The organism is Nostoc sp. ChiQUE01b (assembly GCF_034531255.1).
GTDB lineage: Bacteria > Cyanobacteriota > Cyanobacteriia > Cyanobacteriales > Nostocaceae > Nostoc.
This window is the reverse complement of record NZ_JAVRBM010000116.1, coordinates 1-21,841: the sequence shown is the minus strand read 5'-3', so window position 1 is coordinate 21,841 and position 21,841 is coordinate 1. Positions and strand designations below refer to the sequence as shown.

General features: G+C 40.7%; 20 protein-coding genes. 11 read left to right on the top strand and 9 right to left on the bottom strand.

Going from position 1 to position 21,841, the window contains the following annotated elements; genetic code table 11:
* Positions 1-190: 190 nt before the first annotated feature.
* The 3 genes from RMY63_RS38010 to cobJ form a co-directional block, all read right to left on the bottom strand.
* A complete protein-coding gene (locus RMY63_RS38010; RefSeq protein WP_322733630.1) occupies positions 191-1,240 on the bottom strand; it encodes a glycosyltransferase family 2 protein in 1,050 nt (349 codons plus the stop codon).
* 264 nt (positions 1,241-1,504) lie between these two features.
* Positions 1,505-1,777 (bottom strand): hypothetical protein, encoded by a 273-nt coding sequence (locus RMY63_RS38005; protein WP_322733629.1) that lies wholly within the window; start codon positions 1,775-1,777, stop codon positions 1,505-1,507.
* A gap of 339 nt (positions 1,778-2,116) precedes the next feature.
* Entirely contained in the window at positions 2,117-3,844 is a 1,728-nt protein-coding gene (cobJ, locus tag RMY63_RS38000) for a precorrin-3B C(17)-methyltransferase (RefSeq protein WP_322733628.1), read from the bottom strand.
* Positions 3,845-4,129: 285 nt separating this feature from the next.
* Here cobJ and RMY63_RS37995 point away from each other — a divergent pair, with 285 nt between their 5' ends.
* Positions 4,130-4,378 (top strand): helix-turn-helix transcriptional regulator, encoded by a 249-nt coding sequence (locus RMY63_RS37995; protein WP_322733627.1) that lies wholly within the window; start codon positions 4,130-4,132, stop codon positions 4,376-4,378.
* Between the two features lie 23 nt (positions 4,379-4,401).
* Positions 4,402-5,049: a BglII/BstYI family type II restriction endonuclease gene (locus RMY63_RS37990; RefSeq protein ID WP_322733626.1), complete on the top strand. Its 648-nt coding sequence runs from the start codon at positions 4,402-4,404 to the stop codon at positions 5,047-5,049.
* 11 nt (positions 5,050-5,060) lie between these two features.
* On the opposite strand, the gene RMY63_RS37985 is transcribed toward RMY63_RS37990, so the two are convergent.
* Together RMY63_RS37985 and RMY63_RS37980 are read right to left on the bottom strand one after the other, a co-directional pair.
* Positions 5,061-6,170 (bottom strand): DNA-methyltransferase, encoded by a 1,110-nt coding sequence (locus RMY63_RS37985; protein WP_322733625.1) that lies wholly within the window; start codon positions 6,168-6,170, stop codon positions 5,061-5,063.
* A gap of 201 nt (positions 6,171-6,371) precedes the next feature.
* Positions 6,372-6,587, bottom strand: coding sequence for a hypothetical protein (locus RMY63_RS37980; RefSeq protein WP_322733624.1), 216 nt, complete (start codon positions 6,585-6,587; stop codon positions 6,372-6,374).
* A 120-nt stretch (positions 6,588-6,707) separates the two neighbouring features.
* Here RMY63_RS37980 and RMY63_RS37975 point away from each other — a divergent pair, with 120 nt between their 5' ends.
* Together RMY63_RS37975 and RMY63_RS37970 are read left to right on the top strand one after the other, a co-directional pair.
* Positions 6,708-6,944, top strand: a complete 237-nt coding sequence (locus tag RMY63_RS37975) for a helix-turn-helix transcriptional regulator (RefSeq protein ID WP_322733623.1) — start codon at positions 6,708-6,710, stop codon at positions 6,942-6,944.
* Between the two features lie 77 nt (positions 6,945-7,021).
* Complete coding sequence (locus tag RMY63_RS37970) at positions 7,022-7,171, top strand: hypothetical protein (protein WP_322733622.1); 150 nt, start codon at positions 7,022-7,024, stop codon at positions 7,169-7,171.
* Here the strand turns inward: RMY63_RS37970 and RMY63_RS37965 are convergent.
* Positions 7,164-7,553, bottom strand: coding sequence for a hypothetical protein (locus tag RMY63_RS37965; protein ID WP_322733621.1), 390 nt, complete (start codon positions 7,551-7,553; stop codon positions 7,164-7,166). The two genes, RMY63_RS37970 and RMY63_RS37965, sit on opposite strands and share 8 nt — an antisense overlap.
* 228 nt (positions 7,554-7,781) lie before the next feature.
* On the opposite strand from RMY63_RS37965, the gene RMY63_RS37960 reads away from it, so the two are divergent.
* The 4 genes from RMY63_RS37960 (at position 7,782) to RMY63_RS37945 (ending at position 11,915) form a co-directional block, all read left to right on the top strand.
* Positions 7,782-7,943, top strand: a complete 162-nt coding sequence (locus RMY63_RS37960; protein WP_322733620.1) for a hypothetical protein — start codon at positions 7,782-7,784, stop codon at positions 7,941-7,943.
* A gap of 85 nt (positions 7,944-8,028) precedes the next feature.
* Positions 8,029-9,381, top strand: a complete 1,353-nt coding sequence (locus RMY63_RS37955; protein ID WP_322733619.1) for a PEP-CTERM sorting domain-containing protein — start codon at positions 8,029-8,031, stop codon at positions 9,379-9,381.
* A gap of 142 nt (positions 9,382-9,523) precedes the next feature.
* The gene (locus tag RMY63_RS37950; RefSeq protein WP_322733618.1) at positions 9,524-10,411 is read left to right on the top strand and encodes a pirin family protein; all 888 of its coding nucleotides are present in this window, start codon (positions 9,524-9,526) and stop codon (positions 10,409-10,411) included.
* A 97-nt stretch (positions 10,412-10,508) separates the two neighbouring features.
* Positions 10,509-11,915 (top strand): collagen-like protein, encoded by a 1,407-nt coding sequence (locus tag RMY63_RS37945; protein ID WP_322733617.1) that lies wholly within the window; start codon positions 10,509-10,511, stop codon positions 11,913-11,915.
* A 180-nt stretch (positions 11,916-12,095) separates the two neighbouring features.
* Here RMY63_RS37945 and RMY63_RS37940 read toward each other — a convergent pair whose 3' ends face one another.
* The 3 genes from RMY63_RS37940 to RMY63_RS37930 form a co-directional block, all read right to left on the bottom strand.
* Positions 12,096-12,656 carry a nitrate transporter gene (locus tag RMY63_RS37940; protein ID WP_322733616.1) on the bottom strand — a complete coding sequence of 187 codons (561 nt, stop codon included), beginning with the start codon at positions 12,654-12,656 and terminating at the stop codon, positions 12,096-12,098.
* A gap of 566 nt (positions 12,657-13,222) precedes the next feature.
* Positions 13,223-14,398, bottom strand: a complete 1,176-nt coding sequence (locus RMY63_RS37935) for a patatin-like phospholipase family protein (protein WP_322733615.1) — start codon at positions 14,396-14,398, stop codon at positions 13,223-13,225.
* Between the two features lie 836 nt (positions 14,399-15,234).
* On the bottom strand, positions 15,235-16,554 hold the full coding sequence (locus tag RMY63_RS37930; RefSeq protein ID WP_322733614.1) for a dihydroorotase: 1,320 nt from the start codon (positions 16,552-16,554) through the stop codon (positions 15,235-15,237).
* Between the two features lie 382 nt (positions 16,555-16,936).
* Between RMY63_RS37930 and lepB the strand changes: the two genes are divergently transcribed.
* The 3 genes from lepB to RMY63_RS37915 form a co-directional block, all read left to right on the top strand.
* Positions 16,937-17,578, top strand: coding sequence for a signal peptidase I (gene lepB / locus RMY63_RS37925; protein ID WP_322733613.1), 642 nt, complete (start codon positions 16,937-16,939; stop codon positions 17,576-17,578).
* A gap of 430 nt (positions 17,579-18,008) precedes the next feature.
* The gene (locus RMY63_RS37920) at positions 18,009-18,803 is read left to right on the top strand and encodes an MOSC domain-containing protein (protein ID WP_322733612.1); all 795 of its coding nucleotides are present in this window, start codon (positions 18,009-18,011) and stop codon (positions 18,801-18,803) included.
* Positions 18,804-19,425: 622 nt separating this feature from the next.
* A partial coding sequence (locus tag RMY63_RS37915) for a histidine kinase dimerization/phospho-acceptor domain-containing protein (protein ID WP_322733611.1) occupies positions 19,426-21,841 on the top strand: 2,416 nt, incomplete at its 3' end.

Genomic DNA, 21,841 nt, shown 5'->3' with positions numbered 1-21,841 from the left:
GAAGTTGCTACAGACTGCGCAAAACACGGAAACGCGAAGGCAGAAGCTCTTACAGGGAAGACGGAAGCTGCTACAGACTGCGCAAAACACGGAAACGTGAAGGCAGAAGCTCTTACAGGGAAGACGGAAGCTGCTACAGGCTGCGCAAAACAGAGAAGTTTATTTTTCTGTAACAATCTTTTGGTCTTACTTATTTATTATTGCTGGGAGAAGAAAAACTGGGATGCACTTTTGGTTTTCTTCGTTTTATCTGGAGATTATAAGACATTTCAAAAACTAATTCATTACCCATAACATAGTATTGAAATCGACGTTTGATAATATTGTTAAATTGAGAAATAAAATCATAAAAAAAGCCCGGATTTTTTGTGATCTCTCTCAATGCTAATAACCATTTTCCTTGTTTTATAGGCAATAAAACTTGATAGTAAGCTAAAGTTCTGTTGTAAACTGTAAGATTATAAGACAGAGCACGCATTAAATCTGGATTTTTTTTCACAGCTTTTTGCTGCATGAAAGAATAAGTAGATATACAAGATTGATTTAAACGTTTCAATTGGCTTTCACGTACAAGAGAAAAAGAGCGTGAACGGTAGAAATAATAGGCTTCTGGCACTAGAAAAAAGCGAGCGCCATTAATTAAGCATTTCATGTTAAGCCAAAAGTCCTCAGCTATGCTTAAAGTTTCATCGTACTCAATGCTGTGTTTAACCAAAAATTCTCGTTTGAACATAGGCTTACTTAAACCAAGATGCAGCCCTGCTTTTGCATAGACATCAGTCTCTACAAAATAAACGATATCAATTTGGAGAATTTTATCTATATGTTCTCCACTTTCTTGAATCAATGTACTCCAAGGAGATGTTGCACCATCTTTGATAAAATAAACATCGTCTGCAATCATATCTGCATTTGCTTGTTCTGCCAGCAACACAAGCTTTTCTAATCTTTCATCAGCATACCAGTCATCTGAATCAAGAACAGCAATCCATTCTCCTTGGGCTGCTCTGATCGCAAGATTACGCGCTGCAGAAACCCCAAGGTTTTGTGGATTAACTATCACTTTGAGACGTTGATCGGTAAAACTCCTAGCAACTTCTACAGTTTTATCAGTTGAACCATCATCGACAATGATAACTTCAAGCTCAGTGAGTGTTTGATCTAAGACTGACTCTATTGCCTTCTTAATATAAACTTCAGTATTGTAAGCAGGGATAATTACAGAGACTTTAGGATTCACGAAACTAAACTCCTGACTAATCACTACACGCTTAGATTACAATGTTAAAATTCCAATGAAAATTTGTTGAAATAAGAATTCAGAAGTCAGAATCAAGACACTTACGGATTCGTTGGTGTACCCCTGCGGGGAAGCAAGCTACGCGGAGCGTGTCGCAGACAAGCCTTTCGTAGAGAAGAAGCTTCGTTATTAATCGGGGATTTAGACCCACTACTGAATTGTTACATCATCAAATTTTATTGTTTTGTGAGGTTATTAACCTGATTATTCATCCGCCAATTGTACAGAATTCAGAATAAATTCTGACTCTTCGCTAGGTGAGACATATTGGGATTTTCGTTTGAATGAAGTACATAGACGAGTTGTATAGTAGCACAACTGTGACTGCTGTTGTGGGAATTCAAAATTTTGACGATGTACCAGTTGCTGTTGCATGTTTTTGGGAACTCTCAAGGGCAGATAGAGACTTTCTAGTTCATAACCTCCCTCTAAACCAAAAATAATTCGCGGTGGAATTTCTAAGCAATAATCAGTCAAGATAACGTAATCATGGGGCTGTAAATTAATTTTAGAAAGTCAATTCACCTGGTTGGCATCTATCATTTAGACCGCAGTTCTTGCTGGGGGCAGGGGGCAGGGAGAAAGAGGCTTTTGGGATTTTTGCACAGATCCAGTAATCATAAGTGATTAACCGGACTTGATATAACAATCAATATATCTGGGTGGAAATCTTTGAAAAAGGGTATAACCTTCTGTTCAAATAACTTACAGTAATTTTGTATTAAACTAGCTCGAGCGATTGGAAGATTAGACCTCTTGCAAAAGTCCTTAATACCCCACCCCTTGCTAAGGGGAGGGGAGCGTTTGCGTTAGCAACTACTGTTCAGTATAGCGACGCGGCGTATAAACCCAGATATTACCATCGCTACGCTTGATAGTTCGGGTTTTTGTGGAACCAACGAGAATAATTGTCCGCATATCAGCGCTTGCTGGTGTTAACTGATCGAGTGCGATCGCTTTTACCGTTTGTCCTGGCCGACCAAGATTCCGGGCCAACACTACTGGTGTATCTGGTGTTCGATGTCGCAGCAAAATATCTCTTGCTTCTGCCAGCTGCCAGGTACGCTCTTTGGAAACAGGATTGTAAAAAGCAATGACGAAATCAGCTTCGCCAGCAGCCGCAATTCGTTGGGCGATCGCAGACCAAGGTTTCAAGATATCAGAAAGGGAAATAGCACAGAAGTCATGTCCAAGGGGCGCACCAATGGCTGCTGCTGCTGCCTGCATTGCAGAGATACCTGGGGCCACATGAATGTCGATACTGTCCCATTCGGGTTTAGCATCGCGATCGCATACCTCAAAAACCGCTGTTGCCATTGCATAGATACCTGGGTCGCCAGATGAAACTACAGCTACATATCGCCCAGATGCAGCCAAATCCAGGGCCATCTTTGCTCGTGCTTCTTCTTCCCGGTTGTCAGATTCATGCCGTTGCTTACCATCAGCCAAAGAACCAACTAAATCTAAATAAGTTTTATAACCCACTAAGTCAGTTGCCGACTTGAGTATCTCCTTCACTTCGGGAGACATCCACAGCGAACCACCAGGGCCCGTACCAATAATCGCTAACCGTCCGCGTGGCTGACCGATGGTGTTGGGGTCAATTACTTCAGGGGCAATAGCGATCGCAATGTTGGGAGTAGAAGGAGTAATCGGGGATGTGCCTGTGGCAGCGATCGCTACAGCTTGGGCGGGGCTATAACCTTGTGAAAGTAGACTTTCTAACTGATTTGGGGTAAAAAAGCGGGCGGGCACTTTCAAGGCGCTAGCTAGGGCGTGGATTGCGGGATTGGCTGCGGTGGTGATGGGTGCAAATACCCCGGCGACTGATGCTGCTTCTAGTTTGGCATCAGCTAGTAGCTGTTGTACTAAAGCTACTGGATCATCAATCATGCCACTAATTGCGATCGCGATCGTTGCTGGGTGATAAACAAGACAGTTGGCTGTAGGAGTCACCAAACGTTCTGTAACTTGGATGGTCAAATCTCCTTTTGGATCTATCGGTAATTTACTATCACTCAACCAAGGCGCTATTCCTTTGAGCTTAACTTGCGCCCCAGCTAGCACATCTGAGATAAATTTCTTGGCGTCATCTGGGTTCGCTAAATGGTATCCAGGGGGAGGAGATAACAGCGTTGTGCCCAAACGTAAATCACCTGTGGTCGTAATTGCAGGTTTGACATCCAGCGCTTCAGCAATGCGACGTGCTAAATCGTTGACTCCACCAAGTCCGCCCAAGAGAGGGACAACAGCACTACCATCTTCAGCTACAGCTAGCACTGGTGGTTCCTGTCGTTTATCCGAGATTACCGGAGCTAGCGTCCTAATTAAAATGCCGGCGGCACAAATGCCAATCAGCGGCCTTCCCTGCATAAATAACTCGCGTAGCGTCTCGCCAAAATTCGTAAAGCTGACATCAACTCCTGATGTGCGACCCTCCAAACCGTATAGTGTTGCCCCTGGTAAGACGCTGATTATTTTACGTGCTACTGTCAAACTATTTTGACCTAGTATTACAATGGCAGGTGCAATGTTAATCATCATAAATAGATATTTTGCAAAATTTGATATCCTTCAAATGAACCACAGATTTAGATATGTAGCGACTTCACATTTATGACCTTGGGGAATTAAGGGTGTGATGTCTACGACGGGCAATTCTTGGAGAGGCTACGTCAACGCCTACGCACATGTTGTCTTCATAATAGCTGCTAAAAACCTATTTTGGGTTTATCCCATATTAGGTTTTAGAATTTAACTGAGTTTAGCAATATGTAATAACTCTCATCGAGATCGAATAAACCATCGCCAGAAAAAAGGCAAGCTAAAGTGCCTAAATCAGTTTTCAGCGAAGATTACAATCGGTTTCGCCAGCTACTTATCGAAGCCCGCAAAGCTGCCAAGCTTACTCAAGCAGAGTTGTCAGCAAAGCTAGAGCTTCCGCAATCTTATGTATCAAAGTATGAACGTGGAGAGCGTCGTCTTGACGTGATTGAATTTTTACAAGTTGCCCAAGTTCTTGAAATCGATCCGCTTGCTTTTATCAAAGAACTGTTGAGATACCAAAAGGAGACATAATAATCATTATTCAATATGTAGACTTGAACGCAGCAGATACAATAATTAATACCCAATATCAGAACGAATGGCATGAGATTAGTAACATTCTCACTAAAATGCCTTTGCACATCAAGGCTTCAGATCAAGCTGGAATTCAGGGTAATGCAATATTCGATCCAGTAGGTACAAACGAATACATTAAAGCTGCCTTTATTCATGATGGTTGGCAATCAAATATACCTATTCCAATACCTTACAGATTTTTAGGTACAGATGTTGATTTTGCTAAAGCTGGCATTATTATTGAAATTCAATTTTCTAACTATCCCTTTCTACTCAATAACACTTTGCGCTCAGAATTGTTCTTCAAAGCTAAAACTGAATTTGTTGGATACCCGACTAATCTAGTAATTATAGTAACAAAGGCTCTGATGTTTCCTGCTTCCAATAGCACTCTTTATTACGAGCAAGCTGTTAATCAGTTAACAGCTTTGGCTAAAAACCAAGTTTTTGATGTACCAATCAGACTGGTTGGATTATTTGAACAACAAAATACAATAGTGCCTATTATCTGGACTGAGTATTTATCTAAAAGATATTCTAGAACTGTGAATACTAGAGTTAATCGTGAATGCCAAATTATTGCCGGACGTTCAGCCCGTAGTCGTTGTCTACTTAACTTATTATAAAAATTAATCTATTAACTCCATAATCTCAGTTCAATTTGTTCTACTTCTTCTATAGGTTTTACTATTTTATTTTGCAAATAAGTCTTTTTCCCATTACCATTAAGCTTTGGATCTATTGGAATTTCTTCACCTCTGAGATTCGCTGCAAAAGCAGATTCTTCATAGATTAATCTATCTTCCATTTCTTGCAAGTGATACTCTTCTGGATAAATTTTTGCTTTGTTGCGTTCCGAAGCTTTATTTCCTACTTGCACATCAAACTTAAATTTATCAATAGATTGACCAGTTTTTTCAACATAATCGCGCAATGTTTTTAAATTTGGAAAACTACCATTTTTATCTGGATTGCCACTAAGACGATGCAACGCAACTTGATGATATTTTGGTTCAATTTCTGACCCAAGAAAATGGCGTTCACGATCTCTTGCAACCACCGCCACAGTACCAGATCCCATAAATGGATCTAAAACAATATCATTTTTGTCAGTTGTAGCTAATATAATTCTAGTTACCAAGTCTTCTGGAAATTGGCAGGGATGTATAGTTTGTTCTTCATGGTTGTGTTTAACATTCCGAAATAGCCAAATATCACCAGGATTTTTACCTTCTGGATTGCATGAAAGTTCGCCTTTCCGATTTCCCCGATAATGTTTCTTATTTTGATACTTTTGCGGAACTCTAATAGCATCTATATTAAATTTATAGTTATCTGATTTAGTAAACCAAAGAATAGTTTCATGTCTACAAGAAAACTTTTTCTGGGCATGAAGACCATGTTGCCTAGCCCATATAATTCGGTTGCGAGGAATTAATGTGCATGACTCTAAAATCGGAAAAAAGCGAATATCCAGAGGAATCAGCATTCCTCGATCAGAAAAAGCACCAACTTGCCAAAATAGCGAACCTGTATTTTTGAGAATTCGGCTACATTCAAGCAGCACGGCTGTTTGTTCTGCCAAATAAATCTCAAGAGCCTGCCTTGATTCGTATTCTTTGCCTAGATTATAAGGTGGAGAAGATACAACTAAGTCAACACATTCATCTGGCAGATTACTTAGCAGTTGTAAGCTATCCTCTAAGAGAATCTGATCTAAGGGTAGATTCTCTTTATTAGTCTTCATTATGATACCTACCTTGCAAGTAATACTAGACTTTATACATCATAACCTATTTTAGGTTATTAGCCAATAATTGAGAAAAATATTAATAGTAAGTAGAGTATAATGCCCTACTTACTTTAATGATCTACCTTGCTGCCGTAGCTATATCTAAAGGCGATACCTACGGTAAGCTACGCTAACGCAACACAATTGCAGATACAGTTATGAGTCTGTTGGAACGCTTCGGGTTAAAATCTTCATCACTTTGCCTGGTTCAGAAGCAGGTAAAAGTGGACTCCACTCGCTAATCTGTGCAAAACCCATTCTATAGAGTGTGTGAATAGCATTGGTGACAGTCTGGCGCGAACCAATAACGAGAAAACTAACAGGTTCTCGGTCTGAATCTGGTTGCATGGAAGTTAGAGAGCTTCTGTTCATTAGAGTTGACCTAAATTGTTACTAGAACTTATGTTTGTAATCACGAACATAAATAGCTTACCATTTTGTTCGTAGTTACAAACATTTACTTGATTATAAGCCTCTGACAAAATCGGAGGCATGGCAAAAGCAGGAAAAGCTCTCAAACGGGTACTAGAAATTTATGGCATCACCCAAAATCGATTGGCTGTAGTTATGGAAGTTAATCGTTCTAGCGTTTTTGGCTGGGTGAATGAAGTTGCAGATCCACCGGGTGATACAGTAGTGAAAATTCGCAAGGCACTACGGGAAATTGAGCCTGCTGCGGCTGAGGAGTTTGTCAAGCTGTTCTGGGGAGATGTAGACGAGGAACAGTAGTAATAATTGAGATACCTTGTTCAACGTTAAGTCAGTTATCGGGACAGATAACAGTAGTGTAGTCTTGTAAAGAATTCATGGGGATAACTGCAAGTTTGAGTTACATCTTCAGTTTACAGCGATCGCATTCTCTCAAAAAAGTGCGATCGCTTCTTAAATTGGAGATTGGGACTTCAACCAAATATCCAAAGAATTTCTTCCCTAATCCCCAGTTTCAACTCAATTAGCTTTGCGCTCTTTCAGTACTTGATCTAGTAAGTTTCTAGCAGGTTGTGCTTTAGCCAACGCTACTTGATGGTCATTATAAGCACGAACAAGCCGAGAAAGACTGCTCACACCTGTCTTGAGTTGCTCAAGTTCTTCACCAGCAACTAGTTCTCCATCAAGCATCCGCCCAATCAACGGTTTGATATCGCCCACTTCCTGCCGGACTTTTTGGAGCTTTTCTAGAGAACTCAGTAAGGTTTTTAGTGAGTTCAATATGTCATCAATATCCTGGGCATCCTCCACTGGCTCAGGCGGATTTTCAATTGCGATCGCATTTTTGTCTGAAACTGTAGGTAATTCCTCTACAGACGTTTCACTTGTAACCCCATTTGACCGTGCCATCAACGCTTCCTCAAGGAATTTTCCTCAGTGTATCGCTGATTTCAAGTTGCCAAAGATAGTATTGTTATAATTCGTTAAATAAATACTTGTACAAATTCAACTCTACGTTGCGATCGCAAAACCAAAGAATTCCCTTAGCTCTAAATCAGGGCTATTTCATTCTATTTTGAGGATTCAATTGGTATAGGTATAAGTAAAAACAACGGACAACATATAAACACAGCAATAATGATTGATTTTGAACCTTGGGACAGATTGTTGCGTCTGTATGTCGATCGCCAAGGTCGTGTGAACTATATTGCTTGGAAAACTGAGCAACCTCAAGCGATCGCATTCTGCAACAGTGGCGTGTGTCAAAACGTACTGAATCGAAAGACCGCATCGCTTTAAGGTGTGTGAGTGAGTCAGTTATCCGATGAGGAGATTTACCAGTTAGTTGGTAAAATAGTTGCAAATTTTGAACTGTATAAATGTAATGAATAGAAAAATTTTCCAAAAAATTAAATTTGTTATTTCTACCACTGTCTTGACTTTAACAACGATAGGAATTAACTCTGCATATGCAGCGCTAATTGGCAACCCTATTCAACTATCACAAGGCAGAAGTTCATACTTCCCAACTAGTCCATCCTTAGCGTACAACAGTATTGATAAAGAGTACATAGCTGTATGGAGATTTAGTAATTCAACAGGGCAAGCAGATTTGGCATCACAGAGGTTTTCCACTACAGGTTCTTTAATTGAGGGAAACATCAACTTATCTCGAGATCCAGCTAGTGATACATTTATTTCTTATAGCGAGCCAGTTATTGCTTATAACAGCACTGATAATCAATACTTAGTAAGTGTTCTAGTTCAAGGAAGCTCAATTTTTCCTTATAATAACTCTGTAGGTCAACTACTAACAGCAGACAGCAAGTTCATTGGAGACAAATTTTTAATCAGTAGTGCAGGGCAACAAATTAATCTACTTTATAATCCTGAAGTTAACGAATACTTCCAGACAGCTATAGGCTTCGACTACTTCGACCCAGATCCAATCCCGGACAACAGAATCTTAGGGCAGCGAATTAAATCGGATGGAACCTTAATTAATTCTAACATTCGTCTTGATCCTTTTGGTGATGGCGCTCTCAATGGACAGGTTGCATTGGACAGTGTTAACAACCGATACTTAGCAACTTGGCGGCAGCAAGGAAGTTCTCCCAACTATACAGTACAAGGTCGTTTTATTAATGCAGACGGTGGACTGATAAGCAAACAACTTGAAATTGTACCGCCACCAGATTTTTACTCAGGTGTACCGCCTCTAGCATCCATTAGCACAATTTTTAACCCTATTAGTAAACAATTCCTCGTTGTTTATGCTCTTTTTGAAGAGCGACAAATCCGTGGCCAGTTTATTGATGAGAATGGGACACCAATCGGCAGTGAGATTATTTTCAGTAGAAATTTATATTATAATAATTTTTCTGTTACTTTTAATGAAAAATTACAAACTTATCTACTTGCATGGATAAACGACTCTGGCTTAATTGGGCAGTTTATCGGTACATCAGGCAATCTAATCGGTGATCCCTTCACTGTTGCTTCAGGAAAACAAATCTCTTATTCGTCAGTTATTCCTAACAATGATTTAGGAGAGTTTGTAATCGCTTGGGATACACCAGGTAGCCAACAAGGTATCTTTGCTCAACGTATCAATACATCTTCTTCCTCCATTCCTGAACCGTCTACTCTCGTTGGTATAGGTGTAATCCTTGCAGCTCTATCAATGCTGAAAAAGGAGTATGCTACAAAAAACAAGAAAGCTTTGAAAAAAGTTTGATAATTTGAAGTGCCTATAAGGTAAAAAACTATCGAAGAACAGACGATCGCATTGGCTTCAACTCTACAAAACAAGATTAGCTTATTTACAAGTAAATATACTTATAATAATTACAGCATTTACTAATCACCTGCGATGATTTATGGCAATTCTTCAACTGATTGAACCCGAAGTTAAAAATCTGGGTGGTTTTTCTGCCCGCCGCAGTTTGCCATATCCTAATCGCCAAATGGTTGGGCCGTTTATCTTTTTCGATCATCTTGGCCCGTCGGTTATGCCCCCCAATCAAGGCATCGATGTCCGACCACACCCTCATATTAATCTGGCAACGGTAACTTATTTATTTGATGGTGCTTTGATGCATCGCGATAGTTTGGGTACTGTGCAGGAAATCCAACCAGGTGCAGTCAACTGGATGACAGCGGGCAAGGGGATTGTCCATTCAGAACGCTCACCTGACTTTGACCGTCAGCAAGAAACTACTATTCATGGCATTCAAACCTGGGTAGCCCTGCCTGTTGAACACGAAGAAACTGAGCCAACGTTCATTCACTATCCTGCTGAAATCCTTCCCACCTGGGAAGAGAATGGCGTTATCATCAAACTTATTGCTGGACAAGCATTTGGCTATACCTCACCTGTGAAAGTTCTCTCACCTATCCTCTATTTAGATGCAGTGTTGTCTGCCAACACCCACTTCACTATCCCTACAGATTATTCACAAAGGGCAGTATACAGTGTCACAGAGGGATTGAGGATTAATGATGAACTGCTGGAGCAATATCGTCTCGCTATTCTAGAGCCAGGCGATCGGGTTGAGGTTTCTGCTACATCTGCGGCTCGATGTATTGTTATTGGCGGTGAGCCGTTAGGTACACGCTATAAATGGTGGAATTTTGTCTCTAGCCGAGCAGAGCGAATAGAGCAAGCTAAAGTTGATTGGCGCAACTCTCGCTTTGCTAGCGTGCCAGATGAAACAGAGTTTATTCCACTGCCGGAAGTGGTAACAGAAGCTAATCCTTTTTCATAAGTGTGTCACACTTCGATATCACAGGACAAGAGGGAGCAAATTGTTGAAGGTCAGCGTCAGGAGTAGATAATTCAACTAAAGTTTTGGGTATAACTAGATGCACAATGGTTTTAGGAGTAAGCTGCCACTACTGCTGACATTCTGCTTATTTACTAGCTTTTTGCCTGCCTCTGGTTCAGTTTTCTGTCCAGCCGTTGCCTCTGACGAATACTATAAAGTAGCCAGAAATTATGGCAGAGATGGACGGGCAGGAACCGATGGACGTGAGGGTAGAGATGGTAGCAGCGGTGAAAACCAAAATATTTTTGTCAATGGTTCACCTATAAATCTTAACTTGTCGGGTAAAGATGGTGAAGATGGGGAAGACGGCGAACATGGTTATCAACCTGACTGTGGTTCCCAACGCGACGAGCGCGTCAGCCATGACATAAACGCACCAGATGGTGGTAGTGGCGGTAATGGTGGCAAAGGAGGAGACGGGGGAAATGGTGGTTCTATTACAGTGTATTACAGCAATTTGACAGACTTACGGAACATTTCTGTTCGAGCAACTGGTGGGGAAGGTGGACGCGGCGGTAGAGGTAGCAACGGTACGGAGGGTTGTAACTGTCACAGACGGAGATGGGAAGTAAAAACCTGTAAGGGAACTCCTGGTAGCCCTGATTATAAGTGTACTGAAAAGGTTTATAGATGTAGCGATGGTAGCGATGGACGAGATGGCAGCGATGGTAGCGATGGTAGCCAAGGGCACTTAGGAACTTTGGGTATTGTCAATCGCAAGGAACCTTTGGCAGCTGATACTCCAACAGTGCAGCTAGCAATTTCGGAACTGATAAACAAACAGTTCCACCTCTCGAAGAATAAGTGGAATCAACGCATGGGGGCAGCTTCTCTACTTGCGCCTGGTTCTGCGATCGCTGATAATTACCTTGAGTTTGAACAGCGTCTAGAAGAGGCTTTTCAAATAGTTTGGCAAGAAAGACAACCCATTACCAGCTTTGGCAATCAAGCTGTAACACTAAATTTAACTGATAACAAACAAGTAGAAATTACTTTTTCTGAGGAATTATGGGTTGAGGGTAACACCAAAAGTGAGGCTAACTTTACAACATTTACCGTTAACCATGCCATTCCCAAAAAAGATGTCACGCGGTTAGCTGTGGCAGAGTTTGCCGATGCTGGACAAAACCTCAATTTAAAAATAGTTGATTTGGCAGCCAAGTCTGATGCCATTAATACTCAGTTTCGCGTGAAATTCCGCGCCCAGGATAGCTTGCACGGTTTTTCTGGCTACAAAACTGAATTTGAAGGGGATATTCCCACCGAACTTGTGACTCGTGACTACAACCGTTTTACTCTAGCTTTGGGCAAGCTCAAAATTCCTGACGAAGCTTTACGCCCTGGTGTCAACATTGATATTGAAGTCGTAGCAACTCGTTCTTTAGGAATACGTTCTGCCAAGCAAACTATTAGCTGGCAGGGTGCAATCCGCAAGCTTAGATAAAGAAGAATTCAGAATTCAGAATCAAGACGCTCTCTACAAGAAGCTGCGCGTAGCGTCTCCCTTTGGGAAAAGAGAAGGCTTTACGCTGCGCTACCCGCCAGTCGTACACAATTCATTCTGAATTCTGACTCCTGACTCCTGACTCCTGACTCCTGACTCCTGAATTCTGTTCGATAAAGTTTAAGAAGATTTTTTCCCATCTGAAACCATTTGCGAGAGAATATAAGCTGCGAAATCTAGTAACTGATCCAGCAAAAAACCAATGATACCGATGTATAAAATTACCTGGATTATGTAATCAGCATTGCCAGCTTTATAAGCATCCCAGAGGGTAAAGCCAAGTCCTCTCGGGCCTGTTAACATTTCTGTGGCAATAACAATAAACCAGGCTACCCAAATACTAACTTTCAAGGCATGAAATATATGAAATATAGCTACACGAAAGTTACTATTCTGTCTTTTGAAATGCTGCATACCTATTGCCGTATTAATAATCATCGTCCAGAGAGTTCCCACAAAAACTACTACAATAGCAGCGGAATCGCTCTCTTGAAAAGTGATTAGGGCAATAGGAAGCAAAGCTATAGGAGGGATACTATGTGGTATCTGAAATATCAGCCGAAATAGCTGATAAATCATGCTATTTATCCCGATTAAATATCCAATGAAGCTACCCAATACAGCGGCTGGAATATAACCAACAAATAACCGTTGCAGGCTAGCTAAAATGTCTAAAAACATATTATTTTCTCTGCCTCAGTTCTCATAGAAAACATTCGGGAAATACTGCGGCAACAACACAAAACAGGGCTGATAAAAATGTATTGGATTACACATTCTATTGTGTTGCTAAAAGATTTCTTATATCTCAATACGGTTCAGATAAGCTTTTTTTTCTCCCCCTGCTTCCCCTGCATCCCCTGCTCCCCCTGCCTGCCTCAAGGGAGAAATTTCCTTAACTGAACCGTATTGTCTTATATCTTCTCCTCGTTAATTAATAATTAAAAAATTTAGGTATTATTACGATGTGATAGTAGTAGTACAAAGAAGAGGTAAAGCTTGACTTTACTAAACTTTATCAGAAAAGCAAATTTTAATTAGTAAATTAAATACAATTTTGATAATTTATCAAAGAAGGCAGTTATTGCTAGAGCTGACGTGCGTAGTTTACCGCCGTAGGCATCGCTTTTTGATTATCTAAGTTGATGGAACGATCCAGAAAAAGTCTTGAACGGGATGTAAAAATCAATTGGATGGGTATTCAAACCCAACCAATTGTAGACACTTGTAAATAATGACACAGCTCGTTAGTTCTCTCTAATAAAAGACGCGATCGCTTTTATTATCGGAGAACCAGAATCGTCTCTAGTGTAGTACGTAAGACCTTGCTCGATGAATGCAGAGGTAGTATTTATTAACTGCTGAAGAATTTCGGAATTAGTATCATCTATTTCTTCAGTGACTTTTTCACCTGTAAATTTATTTTTCCGCTCTTCTGGAGGTAATACAATGCGAGGATCTTTATAAGTCTCTTTTGGCTTGGGTTTAAATGTCTCATTTAAGTCAAACTGAAGACGTAAGTAACGTTTAGACTCATATCCACCCATGATTTGTCGGCAAATCGTACTATCAATCTCAGATGTAGGTTCCATAAAAATGTTAGTAAGATTTTTGATCCAGTCTAAGCCTCTCCATTTGCTGATTTGCTTATATTGATATGGCTGACCACTTTGACCTGTGCCAATAGAAAGTATAGAAATATCTTCCAATTGCAGATTATGTAGTTTATATTGTTGCTTGATTGTTGGAGATACTGAAGACTGGCTAATCCTCATCGCTAAACTCAAAGCTGCAAGAGCAGGATTATTAGCAGAAACTCCTCCATCAATATGTGGGAATTCCCAGTCACCAAATTTTTGTTTATCTACAGGTTCTAATTTATATGGTGGAAAAAAAGTAGGTGCTGAGGCAGAAGCGGTACATATTTCCCATAAATAACAGTCATCGTACCATCTGTCTCCTAAATCGGGATGACAATTTGTAAAAAAGGTTGTGTTGCGATATAGCGTATCGTAAGCAAGAATCAAAAGAATAGGTTTTTCAAGATCCTTGATTCTTGTGGATTTATAGGCATCTTTGAGGACGCTAGTAATTCCATCATGAGAATATTTAGATGGGGAAAATACCTGAATAATTGATTTGATGATGGACGGAAAGTTTTTGTAGCGCTCTTTTATCTCCAGAGGGAATATATCTTTACCTCTATTTTTATACAGATTAATGAGTTCATCACTCTTTTTTCCAAGAGCAATCCCTCCTGCTAATATCGAACCAGTAGAAGTACCAGCAACCATGTCAAAATATTCGTGTAAAAACTCTCCTTTTCCCTGATTTTTAATTTCTTGTTCTACTTGTTGAAGTATTCGTGCTGCAACAACTCCACGAATACCGCCACCATCTAAAGCCAAAATTTTGAAGGACATAGCAATTCTCTTTGATTATTTCTGTGGACAAGCATCATGAGATAAATCACAATACGGTTCCATTAACTTGTTTACTCTTATCCGACTTATTCGATTTATCCGACTGGAAGAATACCTAAGTTTTTTTTAACGAAGCGCCTTCTCTACGAGACACTACGTATAGCTTGCTTCTCCATAGAAGGGGTACGCATAGCATTGGTGTCAAGTTAACGTGAAAGCCAGCCTAGAACCAGCTTTTATACCAATTCGCAATTCGCAATGACGCTCTCTACGAGACGCTAAAAGCGTAGCTTGCTTCTCTGAAAGAGTACGCGGACTCGCTAACGCTGCGCTAACGCAATTCGCAATTGAGAAATTTAGATGCAGCAAGGCAATCCCTGCTTACATCTGTTGCCTTATTTTAGAGAATTGCTTTTAGATATTGTCTCGTTCCCAGTCTTCGACTGGGAATGCTGTCCTAGAGGCAGAGCCTCCCTGAATACTGTTCGGTTAAAGCAAGAGACGCGATGAATCGCCGTCTGTACAATAATCAGTCTTTCGTCTTGACTTGAAGATTTAACTTAAAACACTTAGAAATACAGCAAATTTCAATAGACCTCTCTTGAAAGTCTACTTTCATCCTTGGTTGTGAGCCGAAGGCTCATGGAGGTCTCTTGCAAAAGTCCCCTAAACCCTACCCCCAGACCCTAAGAGCCTGCTCTTAGGGGAGACTTTGACGTAAGTCAAAGGCGGGGTGGGGTTCTTATTTTGGATTTATGCAAGAAGTCTAATGTTGTGAGGTACAGAAATGTGATTGCTGTAAATTCAGGTTTTTAATCAGGTTAAATAAATATTTGCTATAAGAAAGTTAAAGCTTGACCCCGCACTTGCGTATTTACCTCGCCTTTGTCATAAACTATTTCACCGCCGACAATAGTGGTTTTAGCCCAGCCAGTTAGGTTCCAGCCTTCAAAAGGACTCCAATGACATTTGGTTAAAAGTTCCTGCCGCCGGACTGGGCGGTATGTGTTTAAATCTACAAGCACTAAATCGGCATCATAACCAGGTGCGATCGCTCCCTTGTTCGGAATACCATAAGCCACAGCTACAGCTTTAGACATCCAGTTCGCAACTTGAGCCACACTACACTTTCCCTCCATCGCCGCAGTTAACATCAAAGCGAGGGAAGTTTCTACCCCAGGCATTCCCGAAGGAGTATTGGGGTATTCTTGAGCTTTTTCTTCTAAGGTGTGCGGTGCGTGATCTGTAGCGATGAAATCAATCACACCATCGCGCAAAGCTTGCCAGAGAACTTCGTTATCGTGGGGCGATCGCAAAGGGGGATTCATCTGTGCTAATGTGCCAATTGTTTCATAAGCACTAGTATTTAATAACAAATGCTGTGGTGTTACCTCAGCTGTCACCCAACTCGGTTTCTCCTGACGCAGCAAATCTGCTTCCAGCGCTGTTGACATGTGGAGAATATGCAACCGACGTTGATATTTTTGAGAAAGTTTTAATGCTAGTTGGGTTGCCAGCAACGCCGCTCGATCGTCTTGAATTTGCGAGTGAACGGCTGGATCGTGAATGTTGGCAAATTCTTGACGGCGTTGGTTAATTCTAGCTTGGTCTTCGGCATGAACGGCAATTAAGCGATCGCCTTTAGCAAATATCGCCTCCAATGCTGTTTCGCCATCAACCAACAACTGACCATGCATCGATCCCATGAAAATCTTAATTCCCGGTGTTGGCTTTGCTAAAACCAAATCTGGTAAATTCTCTGCTGTTGCCCCAATAAAAAAGCCATAATTAACCAAGGACTTGTGTGAGGCCCGTTCTAGTTTGTCGTCTAATGCCTGCTGTGTCGTTGTTAGGGGGCGCGTATTGGGCATTTCTAAAAATGAAGTGACTCCCCCTTTAGCACAGGCACAACTGGCGGTGAATAAATCTTCCTTGTGTTCTAGTCCAGGTTCTCGGAAATGTACCTGCGGATCGATAACTCCTGGCAACAAAGTTAAGCCTTCTGCGTCAATTTCAGTGGCTAGTGCTGTTTGGGAGATTTCCGGCGCAACTTCGACTATTTGGCGATCGCGCGTCAACACATCCCCAACCATCAGTTCACCATCGGGTAAGATTATGCGAGCGCGGCGAATCAGTAACATTTTTGGAGATGACATAGAGATAACCAAGTTTAAACAGGGAGCTATGTATTACAGAGAACCATGCTTTTAGGTTAAACTTATTCGCGATCGGAGTAACCAATTTTTGCCCCGCCTTAAAAAAAAGTTTATTTTTAACAAGAGAGGCAACAAAGGTTTAAGTCCCCCACAAAATCTCCGATTTGGTGGACTGTAATTAGATAGGGTTGAATGTGAGAGCGTCTCATATAGAACCCTGATCTAAATTCAAACCCCCTGCCTCCTTCACAATCCACAATCTAAAATTGGTAGTGAAGATGCAAACATAACTAGGAAATTAAAATTTTCCCGTTAAGATTAACAGATAAAGTCTCACTAGGCGAGTTAATTACCTACGTTTTTCGTTAAGTTAAGTAATTTCATGCATAATCAAGTGTCTGATAACAACTCTAGTCAACAACCCGATAATTCTTGGATCGCAGAGCTAGGTAGAACAATTGTATTAAGCATTGTTCTGGCTCTGGGAATTCGTACCTTTGTTGCTGAAGCACGCTGGATTCCTTCTGGCTCAATGGAACCAACTCTGCATGGTACGCCAAACCAGTGGGAGGCAGATAAAATTATTGTCGATAAGTTGAAGTATAAATTTGCTGACCCGGAACGGGGAGATATAGTAGTATTTTCACCGACGAAAGAACTACAAAAAGAACAATATCAAGATGCTTTTATTAAACGTATAATTGGCTTACCTGGAGAAAAAATACAACTTCAGGATGGCAAAGTCTATATCAACAACAAACCTCTGCCAGAATCTAATTACCTCAGTTCTGGGCAGACTACAGTTATTGATGTTTGCCAATCAGGACCACAGCCACCTTTTTTGGCCAAACCCCAGACTATACCAGCCGATTCATATTTAGTACTGGGTGATAATCGTAACAGTAGTTATGACAGCCGCTGCTGGGGTGTTGTCCCGCGCCAGAATATTATTGGACGTGCTGTAGTTCGCTTCTGGCCTTTAAATCATATTGGTGGAATCGATAAATCGCCAATATATCCATAATTAACCAACAATATTGCTCAAATCGCTCATTAACAAAAGAATTTTAGATTTTAGATTGGGGACTACTAAATCACCAATCTAAAATCCAAAATCCGTCTTGAAAAGTTCAGTTCGCTCTTAGCATTGGCAAAGCCAAACGCTAATACTATTTCACGAAATGTCTGATACAAATAATCAATCTCTAATTCTTTCCCCCTGCTCCCCTGCTGCACGGCAGTTGCTCCACTTGGGGAAACCCCAAGACCGCACTGCCTCCTATTTGTATCAATCTTAAAGTGAAACGGTATAAGAGGAGACGCTGCGATTTTTCGCCAAATCTCAAATCCAAATATTGCTATGACCGAAAACGAAAAGGATATAGAGCAACTAAATTTATTTATGGGTGTCTAAAATATTTGAATTTTGAATTTTGAATTTGGAGCGAAGCGACGTGACGCCTTACCTAGCTAAGATTTTACTGTATCCAGTTAAATCACTGGATGGTGTTGAAGTTGAGAACGCTAGAGTTCTTACCAGTGGCGCGCTACAGTATGACCGCGAGTTTGCCATTTTTGACGAACAAGGTAGATTTGTCAATGGCAAGCGTCATGCTAAAATCCATTTACTAAGAGCACAATTTGCACTCTTAAATAGAACTATCTCGTTACAAATTCCTGATGACAACTTACAACAAATTTTTCATCTGGATGAGGAACGGCAAGCATTAGAAGCAACTTTGAGTGATTATTTTGAGTTTGCTGTCACATTGCGACAAAACTCTTTGATGGGTTTTCCTGACGATACAAACTCACTTGGCCCAACGGTAATTAGTACAGCCACATTGGCAGAAGTAGCTTCTTGGTTTCCTGGTTTAAGTGTAGATGAAATGCGCCGTCGGATGCGTGCCAACATCGAGATTGGTGGTGTACCAGCATTTTGGGAAGATCAGCTATTTAGCGAACAAGGTGATTTAGTCTCTTTTCAAGTGGGAGATGTACACTTTTTTGGGGTTAACCCATGTCAGCGTTGTATAGTCCCAACACGCAATTCTTACTTAGGGGAAGCTTACCCAAACTTTCAAAAAATCTTTACAACCCAGCGACAAGCAACTCTGCCAAATTGGGTTGCTTTATCGCCTTTTAATCATTTTTATAGATTGAGTATCAATACTCAACTCCCCCCATCATCAGCCGGAAAAATTTTACAAATCGGTGATGAAGTTAATATAATTGTACAACAAAGTTAACATTTCGTCAAAATAAATAATCCAAAGTAAATTTTTTTGGATTTTTTTTGCTTATGCTGTGTATTTGCATGACAATTCTAAAATTGTTGTAGTTATAGCAGTCGCCACAATTGTTAGGACATTTCTTTGTTCCCCGTTCCCTGTTCCCTTGTCATCAAGATATGATGTCCTAACCAATATGTCTGTTGCTATAAATATAAGTTTTTGTACAAGTCTAGAGGTTTCCAGACCAAAAAATCAAGACATTAGTAATTAAAAATTAAATTTAGGATTGGGTGCTAATGGCGACCTGAATTTTAGAATGGCATACTGGAAATTATTGGTTAAATTTCAGTTCATCTGAGAAAATTTGTGGAAATATTGCCAGATAAAACTGAGCAAATTCAGGTGCGATGGCGTACCCACATAGCCGATTTCTATAGTGGACTATTCCTGTGCAAAGTTTGAAAATTAGGTGTTGGAGGAAGTCAGTCAGTCAAACAATTATAAGTATTTCGTAGTATTTTATACTAAGAATATAAAATTTTCCTAAAGAGCAATGTATGCAGTAATTGTACTTATATAAAATGTAGCTGGCACGGCAAAATGCACCTAGTAGATGCTGGGGAAGAGTAAAACTACAATGTTATCCAAACTTCAGCCCGTCAAATCATTTAATCGCTTAGTTGGCAAACTTTATGCCAAGATGCCCCTGAGATATGTTCTGATTGTGCCTTTTATCTTGCAAATTTGTGGTGCGGTGGGACTTGTGGGCTATCTTTCGTATCAAAACGGCCAAAAAGCGGTAAGGGAGCTTGCTACTCAATTAGAAAATGAAATCTGCGATCGCATTGAACAGCATCTTGATAGCTATTTAACAACCCCAAAGCAAATCAATCAAATCAACTTAGATGCGATTGAGCTAGGTTTGCTCAACCTTTCCGACTTTCAAACCAGCGGCAATTACTTTTGGAAACAAATGCAGGTTTTCAATGTTGGTTATAACAGCTTTGCCAATCCCAAAGGTGAATTTATCGGTGTTGAGCGTCTAGATAATGGCCAGCTTTTAATTAATGAAGTTAACCAAAAGTATGGTATAGGCAAACTTTATGTTTATCCTACAGACAACCAAGGAAATCGCCGCCATTTACAGGAAGTCAAAAATTACGATCCTCGTGTAGAAGCTTGGTACGCAGATCCAGTCAAGATAGGCAAACGAGTTTGGAGTCAAATTTATCAATGGGAAGATAAACCAGAAATTTTATCCATATCTTCCAGCTATCCTGTTTACGATAAAAATCGCCAATTCGTTGGGGTGATTAGTGTTGATTTGCTTTTATCACAAATCGGCAACTTTTTAGCTAAGTTAAAGGTCAAAGAGTCAGGTAAAACTTTTATTTTAGAGCGTTCTGGGTTAATAGTGGCTTCTTCTACTAGCGAGCCACCATATACGATCGTTAATGGTAAAGGAAAACGTCTATCAGCATTAGATAGTCAAAATCCTTTAATTAAACTCACAACACAGTCTTTGATCAAACGCTTTGGCAATCTTAAGTTTGTTGTGGGGAAGCAACAGCTAAGTTTTACCGCCGATGGAATGCGTTATTTTGTACAGGTAAAAAGCTGGAAGGACGAACTGGGTTTAGATTGGCTAATTGTGGCGGTGATTCCCGAAGGCGAATTTATGGAGCAAATTAATGCCAACACCCGCATCACTATTTTGCTGTGCATAGTTGCTTTTTTAGTGGCCACAAGAATTGGGATTTTGACTGCTCGTTGGGTAATTAAGCCGATTTTGCAATTAAACAGCTCGGCGAAGAAAATTGCTCAAGGTGAATGGGAGGAAACACCAGATATTCAGCGTTCCGATGAGATGGGAGAACTAGCCAAATCATTTGAAACTATGGCAAAGCAACTCCAGGCATCTTTTAGTGCTTTAGAAGCAAAGAATGCCCAAATGCAAGTTTTAAATGAGGCGCTATCTCATAATCAGAGTCAGCTAACTCAATTTTTAGAAGCCATGCCGGTAGGTGTATTCATCATCGATGCTGAAGGTGAACCTTATTATACAAATCAGATTGGGCAGCAAATTCTCGGTCAAGGAGCGATCGCAGAAGTTAAAGTCGAAGAATTGTCAGAGATATATCAAGCTTACCTTGCCGGCACAGATCAACTTTACCCCAGCGATCGCTTACCGATTTTGAGAGCATTGCTTGGGGAAAGCACCAGGGTTGATGATATGGAAATTCGCAGTTGTGGCAATATTACTCGTATTGAGGTTTTAGGAAAGCCAATTTATGATGAATCAGGGAATGTGGCTTTTGCCATCGCCACATTTTTTGATATTACCCAACGCAAACAAACAGAAAAGTTATTAGCGGAATACAATCGCACCTTAGAGGCTCAAGTAAAAAAACGTACCGAAGAGTTCCAGCAAGTTATTGAGCAACTGCAAACCACCCAAGAAGAACTGATTCAATCGCAAAAAATCGCTGCACAGGAACAACAAGCAGCCGTTCGGGAAGCGGCGCGAAGTGCTGCCGCCAACCTCGCCAAAAGCGAATTCCTGGCTAACATGAGCCACGAACTGCGTACCCCACTCAATGCCATTCTTGGTTTCACCCAAGTTATGAGTCGAGATTATTCGCTATCTAGCGAACATCAAGAAAACTTGGCAATAATTAATCGTGCTGGCGAACATCTACTCAAATTAATTAACGACATTCTAGAAATGTCTAAAATCGAAGCTGGCAAAATCACATTAAATTGCAGCAGCTTTGACTTAATTCATTTGTTGAAGAACTTAGAAGAGATGTTGCACTTGCGTGCTGCATCTAAAAATTTAGAATTACTGTTTGAATATGCGCCAGATATTCCTAAATACATAGAAACGGACGAAAATAAACTGTGTCAAGTATTGCTCAACCTCTTAGGAAATGCGATCAAATTTACCGATCAAGGGAGGGTGACGCTACGGGTGAGATTGGGGGATGGGGAGATGAGAGAGCAGGGGGAGCAGGGGGAGCAGGGGGAGCAGGGGGAGCAGGGGGAGCAGGGGG

What these genes read in the sequence shown, in the direction of transcription:
- RMY63_RS37940 (WP_322733616.1), bottom strand. Translation starts at nt 12,656, where the DNA reads ATGTTTTTAGACATTTTAGCTAGCCTGCAACGGTTATTTGTTGGTTAT.
- lepB (WP_322733613.1), top strand. Translation starts at nt 16,937, where the DNA reads ATGCATAATCAAGTGTCTGATAACAACTCTAGTCAACAACCCGATAAT.
- RMY63_RS37930 (WP_322733614.1), bottom strand. Translation starts at nt 16,554, where the DNA reads ATGTCATCTCCAAAAATGTTACTGATTCGCCGCGCTCGCATAATCTTA.
- RMY63_RS37975 (WP_322733623.1), top strand. Translation starts at nt 6,708, where the DNA reads ATGGCAAAAGCAGGAAAAGCTCTCAAACGGGTACTAGAAATTTATGGC.
- RMY63_RS37965 (WP_322733621.1), bottom strand. Translation starts at nt 7,553, where the DNA reads ATGGCACGGTCAAATGGGGTTACAAGTGAAACGTCTGTAGAGGAATTA.
- RMY63_RS37980 (WP_322733624.1), bottom strand. Translation starts at nt 6,587, where the DNA reads ATGAACAGAAGCTCTCTAACTTCCATGCAACCAGATTCAGACCGAGAA.
- cobJ (WP_322733628.1), bottom strand. Translation starts at nt 3,844, where the DNA reads ATGATGATTAACATTGCACCTGCCATTGTAATACTAGGTCAAAATAGT.
- RMY63_RS37945 (WP_322733617.1), top strand. Translation starts at nt 10,509, where the DNA reads ATGCACAATGGTTTTAGGAGTAAGCTGCCACTACTGCTGACATTCTGC.
- RMY63_RS37970 (WP_322733622.1), top strand. Translation starts at nt 7,022, where the DNA reads ATGGGGATAACTGCAAGTTTGAGTTACATCTTCAGTTTACAGCGATCG.
- RMY63_RS37950 (WP_322733618.1), top strand. Translation starts at nt 9,524, where the DNA reads ATGGCAATTCTTCAACTGATTGAACCCGAAGTTAAAAATCTGGGTGGT.
- RMY63_RS37955 (WP_322733619.1), top strand. Translation starts at nt 8,029, where the DNA reads ATGAATAGAAAAATTTTCCAAAAAATTAAATTTGTTATTTCTACCACT.
- RMY63_RS37960 (WP_322733620.1), top strand. Translation starts at nt 7,782, where the DNA reads ATGATTGATTTTGAACCTTGGGACAGATTGTTGCGTCTGTATGTCGAT.
- RMY63_RS37985 (WP_322733625.1), bottom strand. Translation starts at nt 6,170, where the DNA reads ATGAAGACTAATAAAGAGAATCTACCCTTAGATCAGATTCTCTTAGAG.
- RMY63_RS37935 (WP_322733615.1), bottom strand. Translation starts at nt 14,398, where the DNA reads ATGTCCTTCAAAATTTTGGCTTTAGATGGTGGCGGTATTCGTGGAGTT.